Origin of the sequence: Nocardiopsis kunsanensis DSM 44524 (assembly GCF_000340965.1) — a bacterium.
GTDB lineage: Bacteria > Actinomycetota > Actinomycetes > Streptosporangiales > Streptosporangiaceae > Nocardiopsis > Nocardiopsis kunsanensis.
In genome coordinates, this window is record NZ_ANAY01000002.1 from 144155 (window position 1) to 166718 (window position 22564).

18 protein-coding genes, 1 pseudogene and 1 riboswitch are annotated in these 22564 nt (G+C 70.5%); of the genes and pseudogenes, 8 read left to right on the forward strand and 11 right to left on the reverse strand.

The features are described 5' to 3' along the window. Window positions 1-20: 20 nt before the first annotated feature. Window positions 21-824 (forward strand): SAM-dependent methyltransferase, encoded by an 804-nt coding sequence (locus D456_RS0102035; protein WP_017574480.1) that lies wholly within the window; start codon window positions 21-23, stop codon window positions 822-824. A 69-nt stretch (window positions 825-893) separates the two neighbouring features. On the opposite strand, the gene D456_RS0102040 is transcribed toward D456_RS0102035, so the two are convergent. Then, window positions 894-1130: a hypothetical protein gene (locus D456_RS0102040; RefSeq protein WP_017574481.1), complete on the reverse strand. Its 237-nt coding sequence runs from the start codon at window positions 1128-1130 to the stop codon at window positions 894-896. Window positions 1131-1315: 185 nt separating this feature from the next. On the opposite strand from D456_RS0102040, the gene D456_RS0102045 reads away from it, so the two are divergent. Next, window positions 1316-2284 (forward strand): R2-like ligand-binding oxidase, encoded by a 969-nt coding sequence (locus D456_RS0102045; protein ID WP_017574482.1) that lies wholly within the window; start codon window positions 1316-1318, stop codon window positions 2282-2284. Between the two features lie 14 nt (window positions 2285-2298). On the opposite strand, the gene D456_RS0102050 is transcribed toward D456_RS0102045, so the two are convergent. Together D456_RS0102050 and D456_RS0102055 are read right to left on the reverse strand one after the other, a co-directional pair. Beyond that, a complete protein-coding gene (locus D456_RS0102050; RefSeq protein WP_017574483.1) occupies window positions 2299-4233 on the reverse strand; it encodes a heavy metal translocating P-type ATPase in 1935 nt (644 codons plus the stop codon). Next, entirely contained in the window at window positions 4226-4603 is a 378-nt protein-coding gene (locus D456_RS0102055; protein ID WP_017574484.1) for an ArsR/SmtB family transcription factor, read from the reverse strand. Before D456_RS0102055 ends, D456_RS0102050 begins: the two co-directional genes overlap by 8 nt. A gap of 69 nt (window positions 4604-4672) precedes the next feature. Here D456_RS0102055 and D456_RS0102060 point away from each other — a divergent pair, with 69 nt between their 5' ends. Further along, complete coding sequence (locus D456_RS0102060; RefSeq protein WP_026115490.1) at window positions 4673-5092, forward strand: NUDIX hydrolase; 420 nt, start codon at window positions 4673-4675, stop codon at window positions 5090-5092. On the opposite strand, the gene D456_RS0102065 is transcribed toward D456_RS0102060, so the two are convergent. Next, window positions 5089-5967 carry a CPBP family intramembrane glutamic endopeptidase gene (locus D456_RS0102065; RefSeq protein ID WP_026115491.1) on the reverse strand — a complete coding sequence of 293 codons (879 nt, stop codon included), beginning with the start codon at window positions 5965-5967 and terminating at the stop codon, window positions 5089-5091. The genes D456_RS0102060 and D456_RS0102065 overlap by 4 nt on opposite strands. A gap of 186 nt (window positions 5968-6153) precedes the next feature. Here D456_RS0102065 and D456_RS0102070 point away from each other — a divergent pair, with 186 nt between their 5' ends. Then, the gene (locus D456_RS0102070; protein ID WP_017574487.1) at window positions 6154-7875 is read left to right on the forward strand and encodes an ABC transporter transmembrane domain-containing protein; all 1722 of its coding nucleotides are present in this window, start codon (window positions 6154-6156) and stop codon (window positions 7873-7875) included. Next, window positions 7872-9668: an ABC transporter ATP-binding protein gene (locus D456_RS0102075; RefSeq protein ID WP_017574488.1), complete on the forward strand. Its 1797-nt coding sequence runs from the start codon at window positions 7872-7874 to the stop codon at window positions 9666-9668. Before D456_RS0102070 ends, D456_RS0102075 begins: the two co-directional genes overlap by 4 nt. Window positions 9669-9756: 88 nt before the next feature. Here the strand turns inward: D456_RS0102075 and groL are convergent, their stop codons facing one another. From groL to D456_RS0102095, 4 genes are all read right to left on the reverse strand, one after another. Then, window positions 9757-11388 carry a chaperonin GroEL gene (gene groL, locus D456_RS0102080; RefSeq protein ID WP_017574489.1) on the reverse strand — a complete coding sequence of 544 codons (1632 nt, stop codon included), beginning with the start codon at window positions 11386-11388 and terminating at the stop codon, window positions 9757-9759. A 370-nt stretch (window positions 11389-11758) separates the two neighbouring features. Continuing rightward, the gene (locus D456_RS0102085) at window positions 11759-12400 is read right to left on the reverse strand and encodes a DNA-3-methyladenine glycosylase I (protein WP_017574490.1); all 642 of its coding nucleotides are present in this window, start codon (window positions 12398-12400) and stop codon (window positions 11759-11761) included. Between the two features lie 192 nt (window positions 12401-12592). Continuing rightward, complete coding sequence (locus D456_RS0102090; protein ID WP_017574491.1) at window positions 12593-13795, reverse strand: alkaline phosphatase family protein; 1203 nt, start codon at window positions 13793-13795, stop codon at window positions 12593-12595. 37 nt (window positions 13796-13832) lie between these two features. Further along, window positions 13833-15344: a PucR family transcriptional regulator gene (locus D456_RS0102095; protein WP_017574492.1), complete on the reverse strand. Its 1512-nt coding sequence runs from the start codon at window positions 15342-15344 to the stop codon at window positions 13833-13835. A 181-nt stretch (window positions 15345-15525) separates the two neighbouring features. Between D456_RS0102095 and D456_RS0102100 the strand changes: the two genes are divergently transcribed. Next, window positions 15526-16794 (forward strand): MFS transporter, encoded by a 1269-nt coding sequence (locus D456_RS0102100; protein WP_017574493.1) that lies wholly within the window; start codon window positions 15526-15528, stop codon window positions 16792-16794. 72 nt (window positions 16795-16866) lie between these two features. Continuing rightward, the gene (locus tag D456_RS0102105; RefSeq protein ID WP_026115493.1) at window positions 16867-18480 is read left to right on the forward strand and encodes an amidohydrolase; all 1614 of its coding nucleotides are present in this window, start codon (window positions 16867-16869) and stop codon (window positions 18478-18480) included. A gap of 137 nt (window positions 18481-18617) precedes the next feature. Here the strand turns inward: D456_RS0102105 and D456_RS25380 are convergent. The 3 genes and pseudogenes from D456_RS25380 to thrC form a co-directional block, all read right to left on the reverse strand. After that, window positions 18618-19001: pseudogene (locus tag D456_RS25380) on the reverse strand (GNAT family N-acetyltransferase); the annotation flags it as partial. A gap of 98 nt (window positions 19002-19099) precedes the next feature. Then, the gene (locus D456_RS0102115) at window positions 19100-19378 is read right to left on the reverse strand and encodes a ubiquitin-like small modifier protein 1 (RefSeq protein WP_017574496.1); all 279 of its coding nucleotides are present in this window, start codon (window positions 19376-19378) and stop codon (window positions 19100-19102) included. A gap of 56 nt (window positions 19379-19434) precedes the next feature. Continuing rightward, window positions 19435-20694, reverse strand: a complete 1260-nt coding sequence (thrC, locus tag D456_RS0102120; protein ID WP_017574497.1) for a threonine synthase — start codon at window positions 20692-20694, stop codon at window positions 19435-19437. Window positions 20695-20707: 13 nt separating this feature from the next. Beyond that, window positions 20708-20849: riboswitch (SAM riboswitch) on the reverse strand. Between the two features lie 276 nt (window positions 20850-21125). Between thrC and D456_RS0102125 the strand changes: the two genes are divergently transcribed. Beyond that, a complete protein-coding gene (locus tag D456_RS0102125; protein ID WP_017574498.1) occupies window positions 21126-22562 on the forward strand; it encodes an alpha,alpha-trehalose-phosphate synthase (UDP-forming) in 1437 nt (478 codons plus the stop codon). Window positions 22563-22564: the final 2 nt, after the last annotated feature.

Here is a 22564-nt window from a genome sequence, read left to right on the forward strand (position 1 = left end):
CCACGCGTCTGAGAGGCCCCATGTCGCACACCCCCATCGACACGTCCGTCGCACACACCGCGCGCGTGTGGAACTATTGGCTCGGAGGAAAGGACAATTATCCGCCCGACCGCGAGGTCGGCGACCGGATCCGGGAGCGGTTCCCCGAAGTCGTCGACGCCGCCCTCGGTGACCGCGCGTTCCTGCGCCGCAGCGTCACGCACCTGGTGGAGCAGGAGGGGGTCCGCCAGTTCCTGGACATCGGCGCGGGCCTGCCCACCGCCGACAACACCCACGAGGTGGCCCAGAGGCTGTCCCCGGACAGCCGTGTGGTCTACGTCGACAACGACCCGCTGGTGCTGGCACACGCACGTGCACTGCTGACCGGGACCGACGAGGGGCACACCTCGTTCGTCGACTCCGACCTGCGCGAGACCGGACGGGTCCTGGCCCGGGCGCGCGAGTCCCTGGACTTCGAGCAGCCGGTCGCGCTGATGCTCATGGGCACCATGGGGCACTTCCCCGACCTGGACGAGGCGCTGGAGCTGGTGCGCACCTACGTGGACGCGCTGCCGACGGGGAGTTTCGTCGCGGTGTGCGACGGGGTGCTGTCGGACACGGTGACTCTGGGTCCCGAGGAGATCGCGGAGTTCACGAAGATCTGGGAGGGCGGGGTGACCCTGCCCTACGTGCCGCGTTCGCTGGAGGACTTCACCCGGTTCTTCGACGGCCTGGACCTGGTCGACCCGGGGGTGGTCTCGGTGAGCAAGTGGCGTCCGGAGCCGGTGGAGGTCGGCCGGTGCCGCGACCTGCCCCAGTACTGCGGGTTGGCGCGCAAGCGGTGAGTTGCCGCGGGCCGGTCCCGGCGACCGGCCCGGAACCGCGCTCTCCGTGTGGCCGCGGGAACCTCCGGGTCAGACCGAGGGCAGGACACCCATGACGTAGGTCCCCGCCGCGATGCCCCACGCGATGAGCGAGTAGGCGAGTGTGCGGGAGCGCAGGAGCCGGTCTCCGCGGACCGAAGGCGCGGTGAAGGCGATCACCAGGAGGGCCAGGCCGAGCAACGCGGGGATCACAGAGGCCAGCGCGAAGATCTGGGTCTGGGCGGCGCACGAGGCGTAACCGGAGCTCCCGGGCTCACCACAGAACACGTCGTCCCCCGATCGGTTCGTTCGGCGTGGAGTGTACCCCCGAACCGTACCGTTTCGGCGAGGCTGCATCGTCGAGGGAGACAGCCGAATCCCGCTCGTCCGGTTTCTTCTCCGCCAGATCTTTACATCTGTAGCGGATGTGCCCAATCATGAGGGTCGGTTTCCCTACCCCCCGGAGGCCCCTCATGACCGACACCCGGCAGCGCTCCGGTTTCCACTCGCTGCGGGCAGGCGGACTGAACTGGGAGTCCCTGCCGCTGCGACTGTTCGCCAAGGGCAACGAGCGCGGGTGGGACCCCGCCGACATCGACCTGTCCCAGGACGCCGAGGACTGGCAGGGCCTCGACGAGGAGTCGCGCACACGGGTCCTGCGGCTGTGCTCCCTGTTCGTCGCCGGGGAGGAGGCCGTGACCGAGGACCTTCTGCCGTTCCTGAGTGCGATGTCCGCGGAGGGGCGGCTCGGCGACGAGATGTACCTGACGCAGTTCCTGTACGAGGAGGCCAAGCACGTGCAGGCCTTCCGCCGCTGGCTGGACGCCATCGGCGTTCAGGAGGACCTGCACCGGTTCGTGGAGCACAACCCCGGCTACCGGGCGCTGTTCTACGAGGAACTGCCCGGTGCGCTGGAGGCACTCGTGGCCGACCCGAGCCCGCGCAACCAGGTACGGGCCTCGGTGACCTACAACCACATCGTCGAGGGGTCGCTCGCCCTCACCGGGTACTACGCGTGGAACCACCTGTGCACCGTGCGCGGGATCTTCCCCGGTATGCGCCGTATCGTGCGCCGCATCGGTGACGACGAGCGCCGCCACATGGCCTGGGGCACCTTCACGTGCCGCCGCCACGTCGCAGGGGACGACAGCAACTGGCAGGTGATCAGTGACCGGCTCCAGGAGCTGTTGCCGCACGTACTCGACACCGTCGAGCGCAGCGACGTCCCCAGCCGGAATCCGGCGTTCGAGCGTTACGAACTGCCGCCCGACGAACTGGTCCAGTACGCGAACAACCGTGCCGTGCGGCGTCTGGGAGCCATCGAGTCCGCCCGCGGGGCAGCGGTCACCACCATCGACACCGACGCCGCCCCCGAGAAGCTGGAGGAACGTTTCGGCGAGGAGGACCGCGCCACCATGGCACGGCTCCACCCCGCCGACTGAGAGCCACGCAGGGGTCAGGGGACGGGCTCGTGCGCACGGGGTGCGGGCGCGGCCGGGGCGGGTGCCCGTATGCGCCCGGCTCGGACACCGTTGGCCACCACCACGACCTCCGCGAGCTCGTGCACCAGCACCACCGCGGCCAGGCCCAGGACCCCGAACAGGGCCAGCGGCATGAGCCCCACGATGATCGCCAGCGACAACGCCACGCTCTGCCACATGATGGTGCGTGAACGCCGCGCGTGGGCGAGCAGCAGCGGCAGGTGCCCGAGGTCCTCGCCCATGAGTGCCGTGTCGGCGGTCTCGATCGCCACGTCCGTGCCCATCGCACCCATTGCCACACCCGCGTCGGCGGCGGCGAGGGCGGGTGCGTCGTTGACCCCGTCCCCGACCATCAGCAGCGGGCCGTGCGCACGCAGGTCGGCGACGACGCGGGCCTTGTCCTCAGGGCGCAGGCCGGCGTGGACCTCGCCGACGCCCACCTCACCGGCCACCGCACGGGCCGTGACGGGATCGTCCCCGGTGAGCACGGCGATCCGGTACCCGCGGTTCCGGAGCTCGGCGACGACCCCGGCCGCTTCGGGACGCGGGTCGTCTCGCACGGCGACGGCTCCGAGAAGCGCGCCGTCCTCCTCCACGAGCACGACGGTGGCACCGGTGTCCCGCAGCCGCTGCACACCGTCGGTCATGTCCCCGGGAGCGATCCACCCGGCACGGCCCAAACGTACGGGGCGCCCGTCCAGGGTTCCGGTGAGCCCGGCTCCGACGACCGCCTCGACGTTCTCGGCAGGGCGGTCAAGGTCCCCGGCAGCGTCCAGGATCGCTGGTGCCAGAGGGTGCTCGCTGCGAGCTTCCAGTGCGGCGGCGACCGCCAGTGCCCTGGTCCGGTCACCGAGGACCGCGGTGACGGCGGGCCGGTTGCGGGTCAGTGTCCCGGTCTTGTCGAACGCGACGGTGCGCACCGTACCGAGGGCTTCCAGCGCGGCACCGCCCTTGATCAGCACCCCGTGCCGAGTCGCCGCTCCGACCGCCGAGACCACGGTGACGGGGACGGAGATCGCGAGTGCGCACGGCGAAGCGGCCACGAGCACCACGAGGGCGCGTTCGATCCATGTGGCGGGGTCACCGAACAGCCCGCCCACCACGGCGACGAGGGCCGCGGCGACCAGCACCCCCGGAACGAGCGGGCGCGCGATCCGGTCGGCCAGCCGCTGCCCGGAACCCTTGCGGGACTGCTCCTGCTCCACCACCTGCACGATGCGTGCAAGGGAGTTGTCCTCGGCGGTGCGGGTCACCTCGACCTCCAGCACCCCGGTCCCGTTGACCGATCCGGCGTGGACCTCGTCACCGGTGGTGGCCTCCACCGGCACCGACTCCCCCGTGATGGCGGAGGTGTCCAGTGAGGTGGCCCCGGAGACCACGCGCCCGTCGGTGGCCAGACGCTCGCCGGGGCGCAGCACGAGGAGGTCGCCGGTCCGCAGCTCCTCGGGAACGATCCCCCGGTCCTGTCCGTCGCGCCGAACGGTCGCGGTGGCGGGTACGAGAGCGAGCAACGACCGGAGACCGCTGCGGGTACGGGCCAGGGAGTACTCCTCCAGGCCCTCCGCGATGGTGTAGAGCACGGCGAGCATCGCGGCCTCGCCGACGTCACCGAGCAGGACCGCCCCGACCGCGGCGACGGTCATGAGGGTGCCGACGCCGAGCCTGCCCCGGGCCAGACCCCGCAAGGTGGAGGGGACGAAGGTCCATCCGGCCACCGCCAGCGCTCCGGCCTGCCCGAGCAGCACTCCCCACTCGGGCCCGCCGGCCCACCCGGTCCCGTATCCGGCGGTCAGGAGCAGAACGGCCGCGGCAGCGAACCGGATCTCGTCCACGTGCCACAGACGGGCGGGCCCGTTCCCCTGCTGGGCGGGCGCGGCGGTGTCGTCCCCGCATCCGCATGCGTCACTCATCGTCGACCCCCGTGGCCGCACCCCGGGCCCGCTCGCCGAAGTTGGGGCACAGCTGTACTGCCCGACCGGTGGCCTCCAGGAGGGTCTCGGCGGCCGCGAGCAGGTCGAACAGTTCCGGGCGCGTGAGGGAGTAGAAGACCTGGCGTCCCTGCGGGTGGCCGTCCACGAGCCCGCAGTCGCGCAGACAGGCCACGTGCGCGGAGACGGTGGACTGCGCCAGGCCGGTGTGCTCGACGAGATCGGACACGCGGGCCCGACCCTCGGCCAGTCGGCGCACGATCGCCAGCCGGGTGCCGTCGGACAAGGAGTGGAACAGGGACTCGGCCGCCCCCGTTCCGGGGGTGCGTGTAATCGCTTCATTCATCGCCATACAGCGATCATATCGTCTTCAGGCGATGAATTTGGGTGCGCTCCTCCCCACTCCGCCTACAGTGGACGCATGTTCGGGACTTCCACGACCCCACCGGTGATCGACGCCCTCGCCTGGGTCCACGTCCGCGACGGGCTCCTGTTGTGTGTGCGTCCCGAGGGACGTGACCTGCTCTACGTTCCCGGCGGCAAGCGCGAGAGCGGGGAGAGCGACGAGGACGCCGTCGCCCGCGAGGCCTTCGAGGAAGTCTCCGTCCGCCTGCGCCCGGGCACCTTCCGGCTGGTCACCGTGGTCGACGAGGTCGCGCACGCGCAGGCGCCCGGCACGCGCGTGCGCATGAGCTGTTACACGGCTGAGCACGACGGTGCCATCGCCGCCGACCACGAGATCACCGAGCTCGCCTGGGTCGGTCACGCCGACCGCGCCCGGTGCGCACCCGCCGTACGCCGCCTCATCGAGGTCCTGCACACCGAGGGCGCCGTCCGCTAGGCGGGGTCGGGGACCCGCTCCCGCCAGTTCCCGTCCCGGCGGGACAGCAGGCTCGCCACGAGCACCCCGAACACGAACGGGCCCACCAGAGCGAGCATGAACCCGTCCTCACCCCCTCGCAGCTCGAACAACCGGCCGCCGAGAACCGCTTGCGCGGTCACCTGGAACACGAGGTGGAAACCGATGCAGGTCCACACGTTCCCGGTGACCACACGCAGACACCCGATGACGACCGCCATGGCGAAGAACAAGGTGACCCGTTCGCCGAGGACCTCCCATCCGCTGGAGAGCACCCAGAGAGCGGTTCCGAACAGTGTGAACAGCGCCGCCTGTGCCACCACCGCGAGCCAGCCGGCCATGACGGTGTTGAGGTTGCGGAACAGATAGCCGCGGAAGATCAACTCCTCCGGCAGCGCCTCGTACAACAGCACCAGCACCGTCAGCAGAGCCAGGTACCCCACCAGTTCCGGGACGGCCATGCGCGGCACGAGCTCGACCCAGCCGAGCCCGAGCGCGATCCCGATCCCCGCGAAGCCCGGGATCGCCCACGCGAGCGCCCCCACCAGGAAGGGCCACCACCCCTCACGGAACCCGGTCAGGTGCAGCCCCTCCCACGGCCGCCGGTCCAAGTACCGGCGGACCGCCCGTATCAGCGGCACGGCCACCACCGTCACGACCGCGGCGGTGACCCAGCGGGCGGCGCCGAACTGCGCGTCCTCGGGGGCGGCGAACGGTGCACGGACCAGGGGCAGGAGGGCGTACCAGAGCACCATGGCAGCCGCCATCACGGCGACCACCCGCACGAGCAGACCGACGCGTGGACCTTCTGCCGGGCCGGGGGAAGCGCTCCCGTTTCGGATCGAATCATCGTTCATACGGGCATTATCAGCGCCGGGAACGTCCCGGGGCATGGGGCATCACCCCCGTTCCTGCCCTGGAACGGGCCCTGAGGCGGTTCGGGGACCGGACGGAGGAGCCGGGGCGCCCCGGCCAAAAAATCAGTGGCCGACGGGATCGCGCACAGCTAATGTCCGGTGACTGTGCCCCGACCACCCGAACCGGTGACGACACCACCGGACACCCGTTCCCCCGACCACTTCCTCCTCTGGGGCGCCGGCCAACAGTGGACCACCCTCCTGAGCACCTCCGTCGTCAACGGTCTCTACACCCTGTGCGGGGTCCTGAGCGCCACCGTGCTCGGTGCCGCCCTCGACTCCGGCCTCACCAGCGGCGACACGGAAACGCTCCTGCTGTGGTCCGGTGTGCTCGCCGCGTGCGCGTTCGCCTCCGCGGCCATCGTGCTCGCAGCCGAACGCACCGCGACCTACAGCTGGGTCCGCGGCGCCTACCGCACCATCGCCGTGGTCATCGACCGTTCCGTCGACCTCGGCCCGACCCTGACCCGGAGACTGCCCGGCGGCGAGGTCGTGGCGATCGGAACCAACGACATCAACCGCATCGGCGACCTGTACGAGAACGCGTCGCTGGTGCCCGGGGCGCTCGTGTCGATCGGCGCGATCGTCGGCCTGACCCTGTACACGCACCCGGCCTTCGGAACGGTACTGACCGTCGGGGTCCCCCTCGTCGTGCTGGCGGTCGCACCGATGCTGCGCCCGCTCTCCCGCCGCCAGGACCACCAACGCGACCGGCAGGCCGAGCTCACCACCCGGGCCAACGACCTCGTCTCAGGGCTGCGTGCGCTGCGGGGAGTGGGCGGTGAGGACACCATCGGCGCCCGGTACCGCCAGGAGTCGGGCCGGGTCCGCGACGCCGGCATGCGGGTGGGCTGGATGGACGCCGCCCTCCGTGCCGCCCAGGCCCTCTACCCGGGACTACTGCTCGTGGGCATCGTCTGGTACGGAGCGCATCTGGCCCTGAACGGCGAACTCACCCTCGGCCAGCTCGTCGCCTTCTACGGGTACACGGGACTGCTGGGACAGCAGGTGCGCTGGTTGACCGCCATCACCACGCTCTACATCGGTGCGCGGGTGGCCGCCTCACGTGTGGTCCGGGTGCTGAACCTGACCCACGACCACCCCGAACCAGAACACCCGGCCGCACCCCCGGAGGGCCCGCTCGGGCTGCGCGACCGGCTCACCGGTGTCACCGCCCATGCCGGGCAGGTCACCGGCATCGTGTGCCCCGACCCCGCCGAGGCCACCGCGCTCGCCGAACGCCTCGGGCGCTACCGCGACGGCACCCCGGAGGAGACCGCGGAACTGGTCGAGCACCGCACCGGCCGGACCGTCCCCCTCACCGACCTCCCGTTGCGGGACCTGCGGGGCCGGGTCCTGGTCTCGGACAACGACGCCTACCTGTTCTCCGGGCGCTTGCGCGACGAACTCTCGCCGGACGGCGGTCTGCCTGCGGAGGAACTGGCCGGGGCGGTGCGCGTCGCCCACGCCGACGACATCGTGGGCCAGTCCCCCGCGGGGCTGGACACGGTGCTCACCGCCCGTGCCCGCGAGTACTCCGGCGGTCAGCAACAGCGCCTACGCCTGGCACGCGCGCTGGCCGCCGACCCCGAGGTGCTGGTCCTGGTGGAACCGGTCTCGGCCGTGGACGCGCACTCCGAGGCCGCCGTGGCCCGCGGGCTGCCGTCCGCCCGCAGCGGCCGCACCACCGTCCTGATCACGACGAGCCCTCTGCTGCTGGGCCGCACCGACCGTGTCCACCTGGTCTCCGGCGGGCGGGTGGTCGCCGGGGGCACGCACCAGGACCTGTTGGCGAACAACGCCGACTACACCCGTACCGTCCTGCGTACCGCGAGCGAGGAGCCATGACACACGCCGACCTGCCCGCCGCGGACCGGAACACGGCTCTGCCGGAGCCGGATCCCGCGGCCCTGCCGGTCTCCTCCACACGGGAGGTGTGGACACGCCTGGCCCGGGCCGGACGGGAGTACCGCAGCACACTGGTGTGGGTCGTGGTGCTGCACGCCCTGGCCGCGCTGAGCGCGCTCGCCGCCCCGTGGATGTTGGGTCTCATCGTCGACTCCGTCCGGGAAGGGCGGGACGCCGGCGGCATCGGCACCATGGCCGTACTCGTCGTGGCGGCGTTCCTGGCCAACGCGGCCCTGACCCTGGTCTCGGTGGCCCTGTCGATCCGGTTCGGCGAAGGGGTGTTGGCCCAGCTGCGGGAGGAGTTCATCGGAGCGGTGCTGCGCCTGCCGTTGGAGGTGGTGGAGCGGGCCGGTTCCGGTGACCTGCTCTCGCGCACCGGCCGCGACATCGGCAACCTCAACCACATGGTGCGCTTCTCCCTGCCGCACATGGTCGTGAGCGCGGTGACGGTCGCGGTGGTCCTGGCGGCGTTGGCGGTGATCCACCCCGCGCTGTTGCCGGCGTGGGTGCCGGGTCTCGTGCTGCTGTGGGTGTCGGCCCGCTGGTACGCCCGGCGTGCCCCGGACGGTTACATCCGCGAGCTGGCCACCCACTCGGACCTGACCCAGGGCGTGACCGACACCGTCGAGGGCGCGCACACCGTGGAGGCGCTGGGCCGACAGGACCGTCGGCGCACGCAGAGCGACCGGCAGGTGCGCCGGGCCTTCCTCGCGGAGAGGTACACGCTGTGGCTGCGATCGGTGTGGTTCCCGCAGCTGGAGGTCGTCTACCAGCTGCCCACGGCGCTGACCTTCCTCGCGGGCGGTCTGCTGTACATGAACGACGCACTCACTCCGGGCCAGGTCGCGACGGCGACGTTCTTCTCCGTGCAGTTGGCCCACCCCGTCGAACAGCTCGTGCACCAGATCGACAACATGATGGTCGGTTTCGTGAGCATGCGGCGCCTGCTGGGTGTGGGGCACGCCCAGGAGACCGTGCGGGAGGCACGGAACCGGCCGGTGGCCGGCGACCGGGGTGTGGAACTGTCCGAGGTGCGGTTCGGCTACACCGACACCGAGGTCCTGCACGGTGTGGACCTGCAGATACGGCCCGGTGAACGCCTGGCGATGGTGGGGCCCAGCGGGGCGGGCAAGTCGACGCTGGGCAAGCTCGTCGCCGGGATCCACGTCCCCTCCTCGGGCCGGGTCCGGGTGGACGGAGCGGACCTGGCATCGTTGTCGCCCCAGCAGCGGCGCGCACACGTGATCCTGCTGAGTCAGGAGAGCCACATGTTCCGTGGCACGATCGCGGAGAACCTGAGGCTGGCGGCGGAGTCCGCCGACGAGAGCGACCTGTGGAACGCTCTGGAAGCGGTCGGCGCCGCGGACTGGGTGCGCAGCCTGCCCGAGGGCCTGCTCACCCCCGTGGGTTCGGGGAACACCACCCCTGATCCGGCCCGTGTGCAGCAGATCGCGCTGGCGCGGGTGGTACTGGCCGACCCCGCGGTGCTGGTGCTGGACGAGGCGACGTCGTCGATGGATCCGCGCTCCGCCCGCCACCTGGAACGTTCCCTGTCGGGGGTGCTGGCCGGACGCACGGTCCTGATGATCGCGCACCGGCTGTACACCGCGCACGACGCCGACCGGGTCGCGGTGGTCGAGGGCGGCACGGTCCGCGAGCTCGGCACCCACGAGGGGTTGTTGTCCCGCGGCGGTTCCTACGCCGACCTGTGGCACGCCTGGCACGGGGACTGATCCGCACGGACACACGAAACCGGGCGGCCCCGTGGGGACCGCCCGGTCGTCGCGGGCGAGGTCGCGTATCCGACCCCTGGCCGGTGGACTAGAAGTCCATGCCGCCCATGCCGCCGGTCGGGTCGGCGGCCGGGGCCGCCGCCTTCTCCGGCTTCTCGGCGATGACGGCTTCGGTCGTCAGGAACAGACCGGCGATGGAGGCCGCGTTCTGCAGAGCGGAACGGGTGACCTTGGTCGGGTCGATGACGCCGTCCTTGAACAGGTCGGTGTACTCGCCGGTGGCGGCGTTCAGGCCGACGCCCGGCTCCAGGTTCTTGACCTTGTCGACCACGACGCCGCCCTCGAGACCGGCGTTGAGCGCGATCTGCTTGAGGGGCTCGGCGATGGCGCGGCGGACGATGTCGGCGCCGACCGCGTCGTCGCCCTCGGCCTCGAGCTTCTCGAAGGCGGGCACGCTGGCCTGCAGCAGCGCGACGCCACCACCGGGCAGGATGCCCTCCTCGACCGCGGCCTTGGCGTTGCGGACTGCGTCCTCGATGCGGTGCTTGCGCTCCTTGAGCTCCACCTCGGTGGCGGCACCGGCCTTGATGACGGCCACGCCGCCGGCCAGACGGGCGAGGCGCTCCTGGAGCTTCTCGCGGTCGTAGTCGGAGTCGGTGCGCTCGATCTCGTTGCGGATCTCGTTGACGCGACCGGCGATGCTGGTGGCGTCACCGTTGCCGTCGACGATGGTGGTCTCGTCCTTGGTGACGACGACCTTGCGGGCGCGGCCCAGCATGTCGAGCTCGGTGTTCTCGAGCTTGAGGCCGACCTCCTCGGTGATGACCTGGCCGCCGGTCAGGACGGCGATGTCGCCGAGCTGGGCCTTGCGGCGGTCACCGAAGCCCGGGGCCTTGACGGCGACGGACTTGAAGGTGCCACGGATCTTGTTGACGACCAGGGTCTGCAGCGCGCCCTGCTCGACGTCCTCGGCGATGACCATCAGCGGACGGCCGGCCTGCAGGACCTTCTCCACAACGGGCAGGAACTCGTTGTTGTTGGAGATCTTGGAGTTGACGATGAGGATGTAGGGGTCCTCGAGGACCGTCTCCATCCGCTCCAGGTCGGTGGCGAAGTAGGGCGAGATGTAGCCCTTGTCGAAGCGCATGCCCTCGGCGAGCTCCAGCTCGAGCCCGAAGGTCTGGCCCTCCTCGACGGTGATGACGCCTTCCTTGCCGACCTTGTCCATGGCCTCGGCGATGGCCTCGCCGATCTGGTCGTCGCCGGCGGAGATGGAGGCGGTGGAGGCGATCTGCTCCTTGGTCTCGACCTCCTGGGAGAGGTTGCCGAGCTCCTCGTTGATGCGCGCGACGGCGGACTCGATGCCGCGCTTGAGGCCGACCGGGTTGGCGCCGGCGACGACGTTGCGCAGGCCCTCGCGGACGAGTGCCTGGGCGAGCACGGTGGCGGTGGTCGTACCGTCACCGGCGACGTCGTCCGTCTTCTTGGCGACCTCCTTGACCAGCTCGGCCCCGATCTTCTCCCAGGGGTCCTCGAGCTCGATCTCCTTGGCGATGGAGACGCCGTCGTTGGTGATGGTGGGGGCGCCCCACTTCTTCTCCAGCACGACGTTGCGCCCCTTGGGGCCCAGCGTGACCTTGACGGCCTCGGCGAGCTGGTTCATGCCGCTCTCGAGGCCGCGACGGGCCTCCTCGTCGAACGCGATCAGTTTGGCTGCCATTGAGTTCTTGTCCTCCCGTGACCGGGCTGATACGCGAAGGGACGAGGCCTGCGCCCGCGACGGACGACCGTGACCGTGCCGACAACCCTGCTGTCGGCGACCACGATCTCGCAGCCTCGCTCCGACTTAGCACTCATGATCGCCGAGTGCTAAGCACTCCTATTTTTAGCACTCGCCCATGTCGAGTGCAAACGATGTGGTCACGATTTGCCGCCCGTTGACCTTTACCCTTTCCACCTGCGCAAACACCTGCCCCTCAGGGGTTTCGCGCGACCCTCGGGGCGGACGACACCGCACCGGGCATCGCGAGCAGGGCAGGCATCACCACCGCTCGGGATTCGCTGAGCGCTCCCGCACCCCCGGGCCCTCGTCACTGGGGCCAGACCCCGGACGAGCCGCGGCGATGCGATCCGAGCAGGTGGGTGTCGACGATGCCGACCGCTTCCATGAGCGCGTACATGGTGGTGGGGCCGACGAACGTGAACCCCTCCTTGCGCAAGGCCCTGGACAGGGCCAGTGACTCGGGTGACTTCGTGGGGACCTCCGCGACGGTGCGCGGGGCCGGGGTCCGGTCGGGCCGGAAGGACCAAACGAAGTCGGCCAAGCCGCCTTTGTCCCGCAACCGGAGGGTGGCTTGCGCGTTGGTGACGGCAGCGAGGATCTTGGCCCGGTTGCGCACGATCGCTGCGTCCGCCATCAACCGTTCCAGATCGCGATGGCCGTACTCGGCCACCGTTTCGGGGACGAAACCGTCGAACGCGGCCCGGAACGCGGGGCGTTTGCGCAGAATCGTCGCCCACGACAGTCCGGCCTGGAACGCCTCGAGACTGATGCGCTCGTACATCCCGCGCTCGTCGCGCACCGGCATGCCCCACTCGGTGTCGTAGTACTCGCGCAACAGCGGATCCACCGACGCCCACGCGGGGCGGACCAGCCCGTCCCGGCCGGTCACCGTCCCCGGGTCGGTGGCGTCGACAGCCTGTACATCGTCGGCAGGGGCGGACTCGGTCATCGGGGAAGGGCTCCTTCGCTCTGCGGTCATCGAAATGGTGACACGGGACGGCGCCTCGGGGCAGGCCGAGGCGGCCCAACCATCGAGCCGATCGCCCGGAACACGACCTGACGGCTCAACTGCCGAGACCGGTGACACGATGTTGAGCGGTGCGGTCCCGGGCCCGCGCCCCCGGAAGACCCCGTCAACGGGCTACTCCGACCGCAGCAGGAGCAGCGGCACCAACTGCTCGGCCTCGGTCCAGGAACCGTGGTGGCCGATCATCGCGGTCTGGGCCGGTTCGGCTTCGGAACGCACCAGCGTCCAGGTGTCGCGGGCAGCGGCAACGACGTCACCCAGCCGCCCACGGTTGCGGCCGGACACCGTCCCGTACCAGCCCTCCGCGATCGCCCGGTCGCGTTCGACCACGTGGGCCCGCTCCCCCAGCGCCTCGCGCCAGGCGGCGAGCACATCGGCCGCAGCACCGGGTTCGGTGTGGACGTGGCGCACCCGGGCCTCCCCGCCCAGGCGGTCCACGCCCGACAACAGGCCGGGGGTGTGGTCGAGGTCGATCCGATGATCGCCGGTGTCGATCATCCCGTGGTCGGCGACCACCGCCAGCACCGTGTCCGTGGGCAGGTCCGAGGCCAGGTCGGACACCAGCGCCTCCACCCGGACGAGCTCCTCGATCCAACGGTCGGAACCGGGTCCGTGGTCGTGGCCGGCCCGGTCGAGATCACCGTGGTAGCCGTAGACCAACGCCCGACCGGAGCCGCGCAGTGCTTCCAGCATCCCGGGCACGAGCTCCTCCGGTGCCTCCGCGGGCACGAACCGGCCAGGACCGCGCAGCACGGCACGGGTCAGCCCGGACCCGTGGTGGAAACCTGGCACCAACCGGGAGACCTCGACCCCGTCCGCGGCGGCACGCTCGAACACCGTGCTGTGCGGCTGGACCGACTCCGGGGGGAAGTCCTCCCGCAGGTCCGCATGCTCCGGGCCGGCATGTGCGCACCATCCCAACGCGCTCATGACCGGCCCCTGCGGTGTTCCTTCCGGGCCGTCGAGTGCGAAGCTGTACCCGATGACACCGTGCTCGCCCGAGGACAGCCCCGTCCCGAGCGATGCCAGGCTCGCAGCAGTCGTCGCCGGGAACCCGGCCCTCAGTACGGAACCGCCGCGCGCGAGGGCGGCCAGGGTGGGCGCGTGGTCGGCGTACCGGGCGAGCAGCTGCGCGCCCAGCCCGTCCACCAGCAGGAACGCGGCCGCACGGGCCCGCCCCGCTCCCAGCAGGTCCTCGTGTCCGGGTACCCCCAGGGCCCCGGCCAAGGAGGGGGTGACAGCGGAAAGGGTGTCGTTCACGTACGCCGGGATGCCGCTCTCCGGGTACGTGGTGCTGTCCGTGCTGGGTGTGTCCACTGGATCTCCTTCCGTGGCGGCGGCCGCCGGCGCGTGATCACCGGTGCCAGGAACCGTCGTAGCACCGCATCGGCTCCAGGTACAGGGCTGTCCACAGTTCCAGTCGTGTGCGGGCCTGCCTCAGGTCACCGCCCAGGACCCGCTCCGCGATACGCAGGCGTCCGCGCAGGGTGTTGCGGTGCACCCCCAGTTCCCGTGCGGTCGCCTCGACGTGGGCACTGTTGTCGAGGAAGTGGCGCAGCGTGTGGGCGAGGTCGGTGGAGTTGCGTACGTCGTGCTCGCGCAACGGTCCCAGCACGGCACGCCCGAACGCGCGCGCCCCCTCCGCGGAAAGGTTCTCGCGCAGCAACGACCAGGCGTCGGAGTCGTCCGCGTGCCGGTACCCGTCGGTGGCGGCCTGGCGTGCCCGGTCCACCGCCGCGGGGAGTTCGGCCGGACTCCGAGCACCACAGGCACCGGCGGCGGAGGGCCCCTCGGAAAGATCTTCCAAGGCCTCCAGGAGCCGCTGTCCCGTACGGGGGATTCCGGTGGCCGGGAGCACGGCGACCAGGGCGTCGCCGAGAGTGCACAGGCCGACGCGTTCGGAGGCCTCGGTCGGCCCCAGCAGGTCGGGGAGGGCGTCGGAGGCACGGATCAGTGCGGCCTCCGGGGCCGGGCAGGGGTAATGGACCACCTCCCACGGGGGTTCGGGCAACGGGGGAAGGACCCGCCCGTCGCCGCCCTCGAGCGCGGCACGCAAGTGGGGTGCCCGTTCACGGAACAATGCCCGGCGGGCGTTCCGGGAGTACATCAGGTCCACCGCCAGCAGGGATGCGGCATGGTTGGCGAGCATGCGTGCGTGCGGCGAGGCGGGCTCGGTGTGGCGCACCGCCAGCCACCCCAGCGTGCGCCCGGTGGTGCCCAGGCTCTGCAGGAGGACGGAGGCTTCGCCGTCGGCGAGCACGGTCATACCCCGGGACCGCTGGCCTTGGACGGAGGCACGCACGAGGGCGTGCCACTCCGGCTCGCCCTCCGGTACGGCGAGACGGGCCAGGCCGTTGGGGTCCAGGAGCAGGCAGTCACCGGCGGTCGCCGAGGCCAGCTCACCCATCACCCCGGAAGGGCCCGAACGCAGCGCGGCGCGGGCCATCGAGTCCTGGGCACCGAGAACACGTGACTGCTCGCGGGCACGCTCCTTCGCGTGGTGGTCGGCGACGGCCTCCACGATGGCGATGAAGGGGGTCCCTCCCTCCACTCTCAGGATGGGCAGGCCCAGGCGGTCGCCCTCGGCGAGGACCTCTTCGGGGATCTCCTCCATCCACACGTCGATCGCGAAGGCCAGACCGACGCAGCCGGCGTCGTGGATACGGCGCACGTAGGCGGCCCGACCCTCGGCGTCCACGCTCATGCCGGCGCTCAGGACGAGTTCTCCGCCGCGCATCCAGGGGGCGGGGTCGGGGAGCTCCGTCACGTGCGCCCACCGGATCGGCCGGTCCAGCCCTCCGGTCCCGGCGACAGCGCATACCTCGAGAGCGGGGTCGGTGGTGATGTCCCGAACGGTGATGTCCATCGCGTGCCCCTCCCGGGTTGTGTGCGGCGTGCACTTTTGTCACGACCCGACACGTGCAGAATATCCCTACGAAATCGGATATCGGTGTCTAGGGTCACACGCAGTTCCCGGGACGTTGTCCTGCTGTTGACCACCGGAGTACCTCATGCCTGTTCAAAAGGCCCCGTCGTCATCTCATCCCATGCGTGCGGCCCTCGCAGCCTTCGTGGGGACCACCATCGAATGGTTCGATTTCTACATCTACGCCACAGCTGCGGGGCTGGTCTTCGGAAGTCTGTTCTTCCCCGCCGACGCGGACCCGATGATCGGCCTGATGGCCTCGTTCGCGACCTTCTCCGTCGGGTTCTTCGCCCGTCCGCTGGGAGGCGTCCTCTTCGGTCACTTCGGTGACCGCCTCGGCCGCAAGTCCGCACTGGTCACGACCCTGTTGATGATGGGCGTGGCCACCTTCGCCGTGGGACTGCTGCCCACCTACGAACAGGTCGGCTTCCTCGCACCGCTGCTGTTGGTACTCCTGCGCCTGGTCCAGGGCGTCGCCGTGGGAGGTGAGTGGGGCGGCGCCGTCCTGATGGCGGTCGAGCACGCCCCCGCCCACCGCAAGACCTTCTACGGTGCGTTCGCCCAGCTCGGCAACCCCGCAGGCGCCCTGTTGGCCACCGGTGCCTTCGGCGTCATCGCTTCCTGGGGGTCGGACGTCCTCTACGACTGGGGCTGGCGCCTGCCGTTCCTGGGCTCGATCCTGCTGGTGCTGGTGGGCCTGTTCATCCGGATGCGGGTCGAGGAGTCCCCGGTCTTCGCAGCGGCCCAGGAGAGCTCCGCGAAGGAGCCCGAGAGCCTGCCGCTGCGTGATGCGGTGCGCTCCTCCTGGCGCTCGTTGCTGTTGGGCGTGGGTGTCCTGCCGGTGGCCGTGGGCGGTTACTACATCGTGACCACGTTCCTGCAGGCCTACAGCGTGACCGAGATCGGCCTGAGCGAACAGCTCGTTCTCAACGCACTGACCGCGGCCGCACTGCTGGAACTACTCGTGACCCTGGGCGTGTCCTTGCTGGGCGACCGATACGGCACCGTCCGGATGGTCCTCATCGGCCTGGCGGGTGTGGCCCTTCTGGCCCTGCCGCAGTTCCTGGTCCTGGAGACCGGCAGCGTCGTCCTCATCGTGCTGATGCTGTGCCTGATGCGTCTGGCGATGTCGGCCGTGTACGGGCCCACCGCACGAGTGCTGTCGCAGATGTTCCCGCCCCGCAACCGGTACACGAGCATCTCGCTGTCCTACCAGGTCGCCGGCGCGATCTTCGGCGGACTCTCCCCGCTGGTCTGCACGGCCCTGCTCGCCGCGACCGGCAGCATCCTGCCCGTCGTCGGCCTGCTGGTCCTCATGGCCGCGCTGAGCGCCTTCTGCCTGATCCGCGCCCCCCGCTACCAGGACGAACAGCTGCCCACCGAGGTCTGACCCGGACCGCAGCACAGGCCCGACCCCGCCGTGGTCCCCCACCACGGCCCGAACCCGGAGGAGCACCCCACCGTGACCTCTCTGCTCATCCACAACGCCCGCGTCCTGACCATGGACGAGACCAACCCCGAGGCCGATGCCGTGGCCGTGCGCGATGGCCGGATCCTGCTCGCCGGCTCCACCGAGCAGGCCCGGGCCGCAGCGGGCCCGGGAGCCACCGAGGTCGACGCGGGCGGGCGCACGCTCGTTCCCGGGTTCATCGACCCGCACAACCACCTGCTGTCCACCGCCGAGTCCCTGGCGGCCGTCGATGCCCGCTACCCGCGGGTCTCCAGCGTCGCAGACCTCGTCGAGGCGATCGCTGCCGAGGCCGAACGTACCCCGGCCGGGCAATGGATCCGTGCCTTCTCCATGGACGACGCCAAGTACCCCGAAGGCCGCCCCACCCGCCGTGCCCTGGACGAGGCCACTTCCGAACACCCGGTGATCGTCTACCACGTCTCCGGCCACCAGGCCGTCGTCAACTCGATGAGCCTGGCCTGGAGCGGTGTCGGCGAGGACGTCACCGACCCCGAGGGCGGCTCCTTCGTGCGGGACGAAGGGGGCCGCCTGACCGGCATGGTCCTGGACTCGGCCATGGAACTGCTGCTGCCGTTGGCAGTGGACATCGGATGCCACGGGCCCAACTTCCACACGGACCTACCCGCCGAACAGCTGCTGGGATGGTTGGCCGACGCCGCCGACCCCTACCTGTCGGCCGGGGTGACGACGGTGTGCGACCCGCAGGTCTCCGCACGCGAACTGCGGGTCTATCGGGCCGCGCGCGAGGCCGGGAGCCTGCCCTTGCGCACCTTCGGTATGCCCCTGTCGCACCAGTTGGACGCCCTGACCCAGGCCGGGCTGGCCAGCCCCTTCGGTGACGACTGGCTGCGGCTGACCGGGATGAAGTTCTACTCCGACGGCAGCCTCCTGGGCGGGACCGCCAGGTTCAGCACCCCCTACGGTGAGCGCGGGGAGCTCGCCGGGAGCCTGTACCACCACCCCGACCAGCTCGCAGACCTGGTCACCCGCGCCGCCGGTGAGGGTTGGCAGGTGGCCATCCACACCCAGGGCGACGAGGCGATGGAACACAGCCTGGCCGCGATCGCGTCGGCGTCCCGCGTGAGCGGCCCGGACGCGCGCCCGCGGTTGGAGCACTGCGGCTATCCCACTCCCGAACAGGCCAAGCGCTTCGGTGACTACGGGGTCATCCCCGTCAACCAGCCCAACTTCCTCTACGACAGCGGGGGCGACTTCCTGCGCAGGCTGGGCCGTCGCGCGCACCGTCTCCAGCCCATGCGCGAAGAACTCGACCTGGGTCTGCGGCCCGTGCTCTCCAGCGACTCCTTCGTCTCCAGCCTGCGCCCCATGGACACCGTCGCCAACGCGGTGGGCCGCACCACGCGCGAGGGAAAGGAGATCGGCACGGACCAAGCGGTGACCCTGCACGAGGCCCTTCGTGCGCACACCCTGGACGCCGCGCACGCGCTCGGTGTCGAGGACCGGTTGGGTTCCCTGCACCCCGGTCATCTGGCCGACCTGGTGGTGCTGGACGCGGACGTGCGGACGCTGGGCCCGGAGCGGTTGCGGGACGTGAACGCGTGGCTGACCGTGCTCGACGGCAAGGTCGTGCACAGGGCCGCCTGAGTCCGGCGGGCAGGGAGGACAGTGCCCGCACGTGCTCGGGTCAGAGCGCACGGAAGTAACGCACCACGGGAAGGGCGGTTGTACCCGGCGTTCTCGTAGAGGGCGCGCGCGGGGCTGTGGCCCTCGTCGCCGCCGGTCTCGACCATCGCCGTCGTCATGCCCTGCTCACCGATCCACGCGGTGGTGTGGTCGATGAGGGCCCGTCCCACACCCCGGCCCTGGTGGTCGGGGTCGACGGCCACCAGGTAGACCTCGCCGATCCTGTCGTCGGGTTCGAGGTGTACGGCCACGAACCCGACGACGGTGTCCTGGCGGACCGCCACCCACACGTGGGAGCTCTCCGAGTCCAGCTCCCCGGTGACGGTCGCGCGTTGGCTCTCCCGCCAGTCCGGGATCATCCTCCGGTAGAGCATCTCGCCCAGGACCCGCCGCATCGATGCGTGCACGGGCTCCCAGGCGCGCAGGGCCAGTGCGACCACGGCCTCGCGGTCACTGTTCGTGCAGGAACGGATCTCGGCCATGCCCGCAGCCCAGGAGCGCGGGCCGCGGTCCGCCACGGGTTTTCCGCGGCCCCGGACACAGGGGTACGTCCGGGGCCGATCACCGTGACCGTGCGGGGTCAGCAGCCCCCGGCGACGGCCGGGATGATCGAGACCTGCGCCCCGTCGGAGATCTCGGTGTCGAGCCCCTTCTCGAAACGCACGTCCTCGTCACCGACGTAGACGTTGATGAAACGGCGCACCTTGCCGCTGTCGTCGATGATGCGGGCGCGGATGCCGGGGTGGTTGGCCTCGAGGTCGTCGAAGACCTCCTGGAGGGTGCTGCCCCGAGCCGTCACCTCCCGGGCGTCGTCGGTGTAGCTGCGCAGGATGGTGGGCACGCGAACGCTGGCGCTCATGGCGAAGGTCCTGTTCTGTCTCAGGCGTGGGTGGTGAATCGAGAAGGAAGGAGAATTCAGGCGAGACCTGCGGCGGTGAAGGCCTCCACCGAGGGCTTGACCGTGGCGGTCACACCCGCGTCGACCGCGTTGAGGGTCTTGAGTCCGTCCCCGGTGTTGAGCACGACCGTCTCGGCTTCGGGGTCGATACGGCCCTCCCGGACGAGCTTGCGCAACACACCGGTGGTCACACCGCCGGCGGTCTCGGCGAAGACGCCCTCGGTACGGGCGAGCAGGTTGATGCCCTCGCGGATCTCGGTGTCGTCGACGTGCTCGACCGAGCCGCCCGTGCGCTGGGCGACGTCGAGCACGTAGGGGCCGTCGGCGGGGTTGCCGATCGCCAACGACTTGGCGATGGTGTCGGGCTTGACCGGCTGGATCACGTCGTGGCCGGCCTCCCACGCGCGGGCGACCGGTGAGCAGCCGGTGGCCTGGGCACCGAAGATCCTGTAGGGGCGGTCCGGGACCAGGCCGGCCTGGACGAGCTCCTTGAAACCCTTGTCGATCTTGGTGAGCTGGGAGCCGGAGGCGATCGGGACGACGATCTGCTCGGGCAGGCGCCAACCGAGCTGCTCGGCGATCTCGTAGGCCAGGGTCTTGGAACCCTCGGCGTAGTAGGGGCGCAGGTTGACGTTGACGAACCCCCAGCCCTCTCCGGCCGGGTCGCCGATGAGCTCGGAGCAGAAACGGTTCACGTCGTCGTAGTTGCCGTCGATCGCCACGACCTTTCCGCCGTAGACCGCGGCCATGACGATCTTGGCCTCCTCCAGTCCAGCGGGGACGAACACGCAGGACTCGAAGCCGGCTCGCGCCGCGGCGGCACCGACCGCACCGGCGAGGTTGCCGGTGGAGGAGCAGGACAGCGTCGTGAACCCGAACGCGCGGGCGGCCTCGACGGCCATGGCCACCACACGGTCCTTGAAGGAGTGGGTGGGGTTCGCGGAGTCGTCCTTGACGTGGAGGGAGCGCAGACCCAGCTCAGCGCCGAGGCGGTCGGCGCGTACCAGGGGGGTGAGGCCGGGGTTCATGTTCGGCAGTTCCGCCACGTTTTCGGGGACGGGCAGCAGCGAACGGTAGCGCCAGATGTTGGCGGGGCCGCTCTCGATGTCGGCCCGGGTCACACCGGAGAGGTCGTAGGCGATCTCCAGAGGACCGAAACAGAACTCGCAGGCGAAACGCGGGGTGAGGTCGTACTGCTGACCGCATTCGCGGCAGGAGAGCGCGATGCCCGGGCCGAAGGCGCGGGTGGAGGCTTTTTCTGCGGCGGCGATTGCCATGGCGAGGCTTCTCCCCTCATCTTTCCTGGCTGGCCACTTTGACCCCAGGCCGGAGTTGGCACCTGCCTCAGTCGCCTCGCAGGTCGCGAGTGTCAGATACTGAGATGGTTGCCGGGGCTTCGTAGGGCCGGTCCCTCCACCCCTCTGGATGAGCAATATGAAATTTTCTGCTGGTCCCTGCTGGAACCGCATCGTCACTGTAACCGAGCCCTCGTCAGCTTTTCCACGACGGGTGACGCGTATTACACAAAGTCGCCCGCATGATGAGACGCCACTTCAGGCGGGCCCGACCGGGCACATGCTCCCCCGACCGGGCACATGCTCCATTGCAACGGGATGAGGCGCTCCTGGCCCACGTTTGGGATCCCGGCGCAGGGGCGAGACATACGGTGCGCCCACGCGACAACCCATGCCTGCGAGAGGAACGATTCGTGGACAAGGCCCAGACCCTCATCGCCGCCAACCGGGGGCCGATCTCCTTCCGCACGGCGGAGGACGGTTCCCTGGAGTACAGCCGGGGCGGCGGTGGACTCGTCTCGGGCATGACGTCGGTGGCCGCGGAGGTCGACAGCCTCTGGGTGTGCGCGGCGCTCTCCGACGACGACCGGCGTGCCGCCGCCGAGGCCCCCGGGGCCCGGATCGACCGTGTCCACGACCTCGGCGGGATGCGGGTGCACATGCTCGACATTCCCGAGCGGACCTTCGCCGGCGCCTACACGGGGATCGCGAACTCGACGCTGTGGTTCCTGCAGCACCTGCTCTACGACCTCCCGAACAAGCCGGTGTTCGGTTCGGGGTTCGCACGGTTGTGGGAGGACTACGCCGCCTACAACAACGCCTTCGCCGAGGCCCTGGTCTCCGGTGCGGCCGAGGGCGCACGTGTGGCGGTGCAGGACTACCACCTGGCACTGGTTCCGCAGATCCTGCGCTCCCGCCGCCCCGACCTGCGCATCACCCACTTCTCGCACACCCCGTGGGCTCCGCCGGAATATCTGCGGATGCTTCCGAACCGGGTCGCGCGCGAGTTGTTGGAGGGCATGCTCGGCGCCGACCGGCTGGGTTTCCACAGCCCGCGGTGGGCCGAGGCGTTCCTGCGTTGTTGCTCGGAGATCCTGGGAGCCGACGTCGACATCGACCGCCGCACCGTCGAGCACGGGGGACGCGTCGTGACCGTGGGGGTGCACGCGTTGGGCGCCGACGAGGAAGGACTGCGCACCAGTGCCGCCGAACCCGAGGTGGCCCAGCGTCGCGGGGCACTGTCGCAGCTCGTGGGCGACACACGGCTGATCGTGCGGGTGGACCGTACCGAGCTGTCCAAGAACATCGTGCGGGGGCTGGAGTCCTACCGCGAGCTGCTCACGCTCCACCCCGAGTGGCGCGGGCGCGTCACCCACCTGGCCTTCGCCTACCCGAGCCGCGGGGACGTCCCCGAGTACCGCGAGTACACCGAGACCGTGCTGCGGATGGCAGAGGAGATCAACGAGGAGTTCTCGACGCCCGAGTGGACACCGCTCGTGCTGGAGGTCAACGACGACTACCCGCGGTCGCTGGCCTCGTTCCAGCTCGCGGACGTGCTGTTGGTCAACCCGGTGCGCGACGGTATGAACCTGGTCGCCAAGGAGGGCCCGCTGCTGTCGGAACGCGATTCGGTCCTGGTCCTCTCCCGGGAGGCCGGGGCCGCCGACGAGCTCGGTGAGGACGCGCTGCTGGTGAACCCGTTCGACACCGTGGAGACCGCCGAGGCCTTGCACCAGGCGTTGTCGATGCCGGACCGGGAACGGCGCGAACGCCGCGAGCGGCTGGCCGAAGCAGCGGTGGCGTTGCCGCCCCGCCGATGGTTCCAGGAGCAGATCCGGTCGCTGGGGTGAGC

Excerpts from the sequence above, each read along its gene's own strand:
- D456_RS0102055 (WP_017574484.1), bottom strand. The coding sequence starts at position 4,603 with ATGGCGATGAATGAAGCGATTACACGCACCCCCGGAACGGGGGCGGCC.
- D456_RS0102095 (WP_017574492.1), bottom strand. The coding sequence starts at position 15,344 with ATGGACATCACCGTTCGGGACATCACCACCGACCCCGCTCTCGAGGTA.
- D456_RS0102060 (WP_026115490.1), top strand. The coding sequence starts at position 4,673 with ATGTTCGGGACTTCCACGACCCCACCGGTGATCGACGCCCTCGCCTGG.
- D456_RS0102075 (WP_017574488.1), top strand. The coding sequence starts at position 7,872 with ATGACACACGCCGACCTGCCCGCCGCGGACCGGAACACGGCTCTGCCG.
- D456_RS0102085 (WP_017574490.1), bottom strand. The coding sequence starts at position 12,400 with ATGACCGAGTCCGCCCCTGCCGACGATGTACAGGCTGTCGACGCCACC.
- D456_RS0102050 (WP_017574483.1), bottom strand. The coding sequence starts at position 4,233 with ATGAGTGACGCATGCGGATGCGGGGACGACACCGCCGCGCCCGCCCAG.
- thrC (WP_017574497.1), bottom strand. The coding sequence starts at position 20,694 with ATGGCAATCGCCGCCGCAGAAAAAGCCTCCACCCGCGCCTTCGGCCCG.
- D456_RS0102100 (WP_017574493.1), top strand. The coding sequence starts at position 15,526 with ATGCGTGCGGCCCTCGCAGCCTTCGTGGGGACCACCATCGAATGGTTC.
- D456_RS0102065 (WP_026115491.1), bottom strand. The coding sequence starts at position 5,967 with ATGAACGATGATTCGATCCGAAACGGGAGCGCTTCCCCCGGCCCGGCA.
- D456_RS0102045 (WP_017574482.1), top strand. The coding sequence starts at position 1,316 with ATGACCGACACCCGGCAGCGCTCCGGTTTCCACTCGCTGCGGGCAGGC.
- D456_RS0102035 (WP_017574480.1), top strand. The coding sequence starts at position 21 with ATGTCGCACACCCCCATCGACACGTCCGTCGCACACACCGCGCGCGTG.
- D456_RS0102115 (WP_017574496.1), bottom strand. The coding sequence starts at position 19,378 with ATGAGCGCCAGCGTTCGCGTGCCCACCATCCTGCGCAGCTACACCGAC.
- groL (WP_017574489.1), bottom strand. The coding sequence starts at position 11,388 with ATGGCAGCCAAACTGATCGCGTTCGACGAGGAGGCCCGTCGCGGCCTC.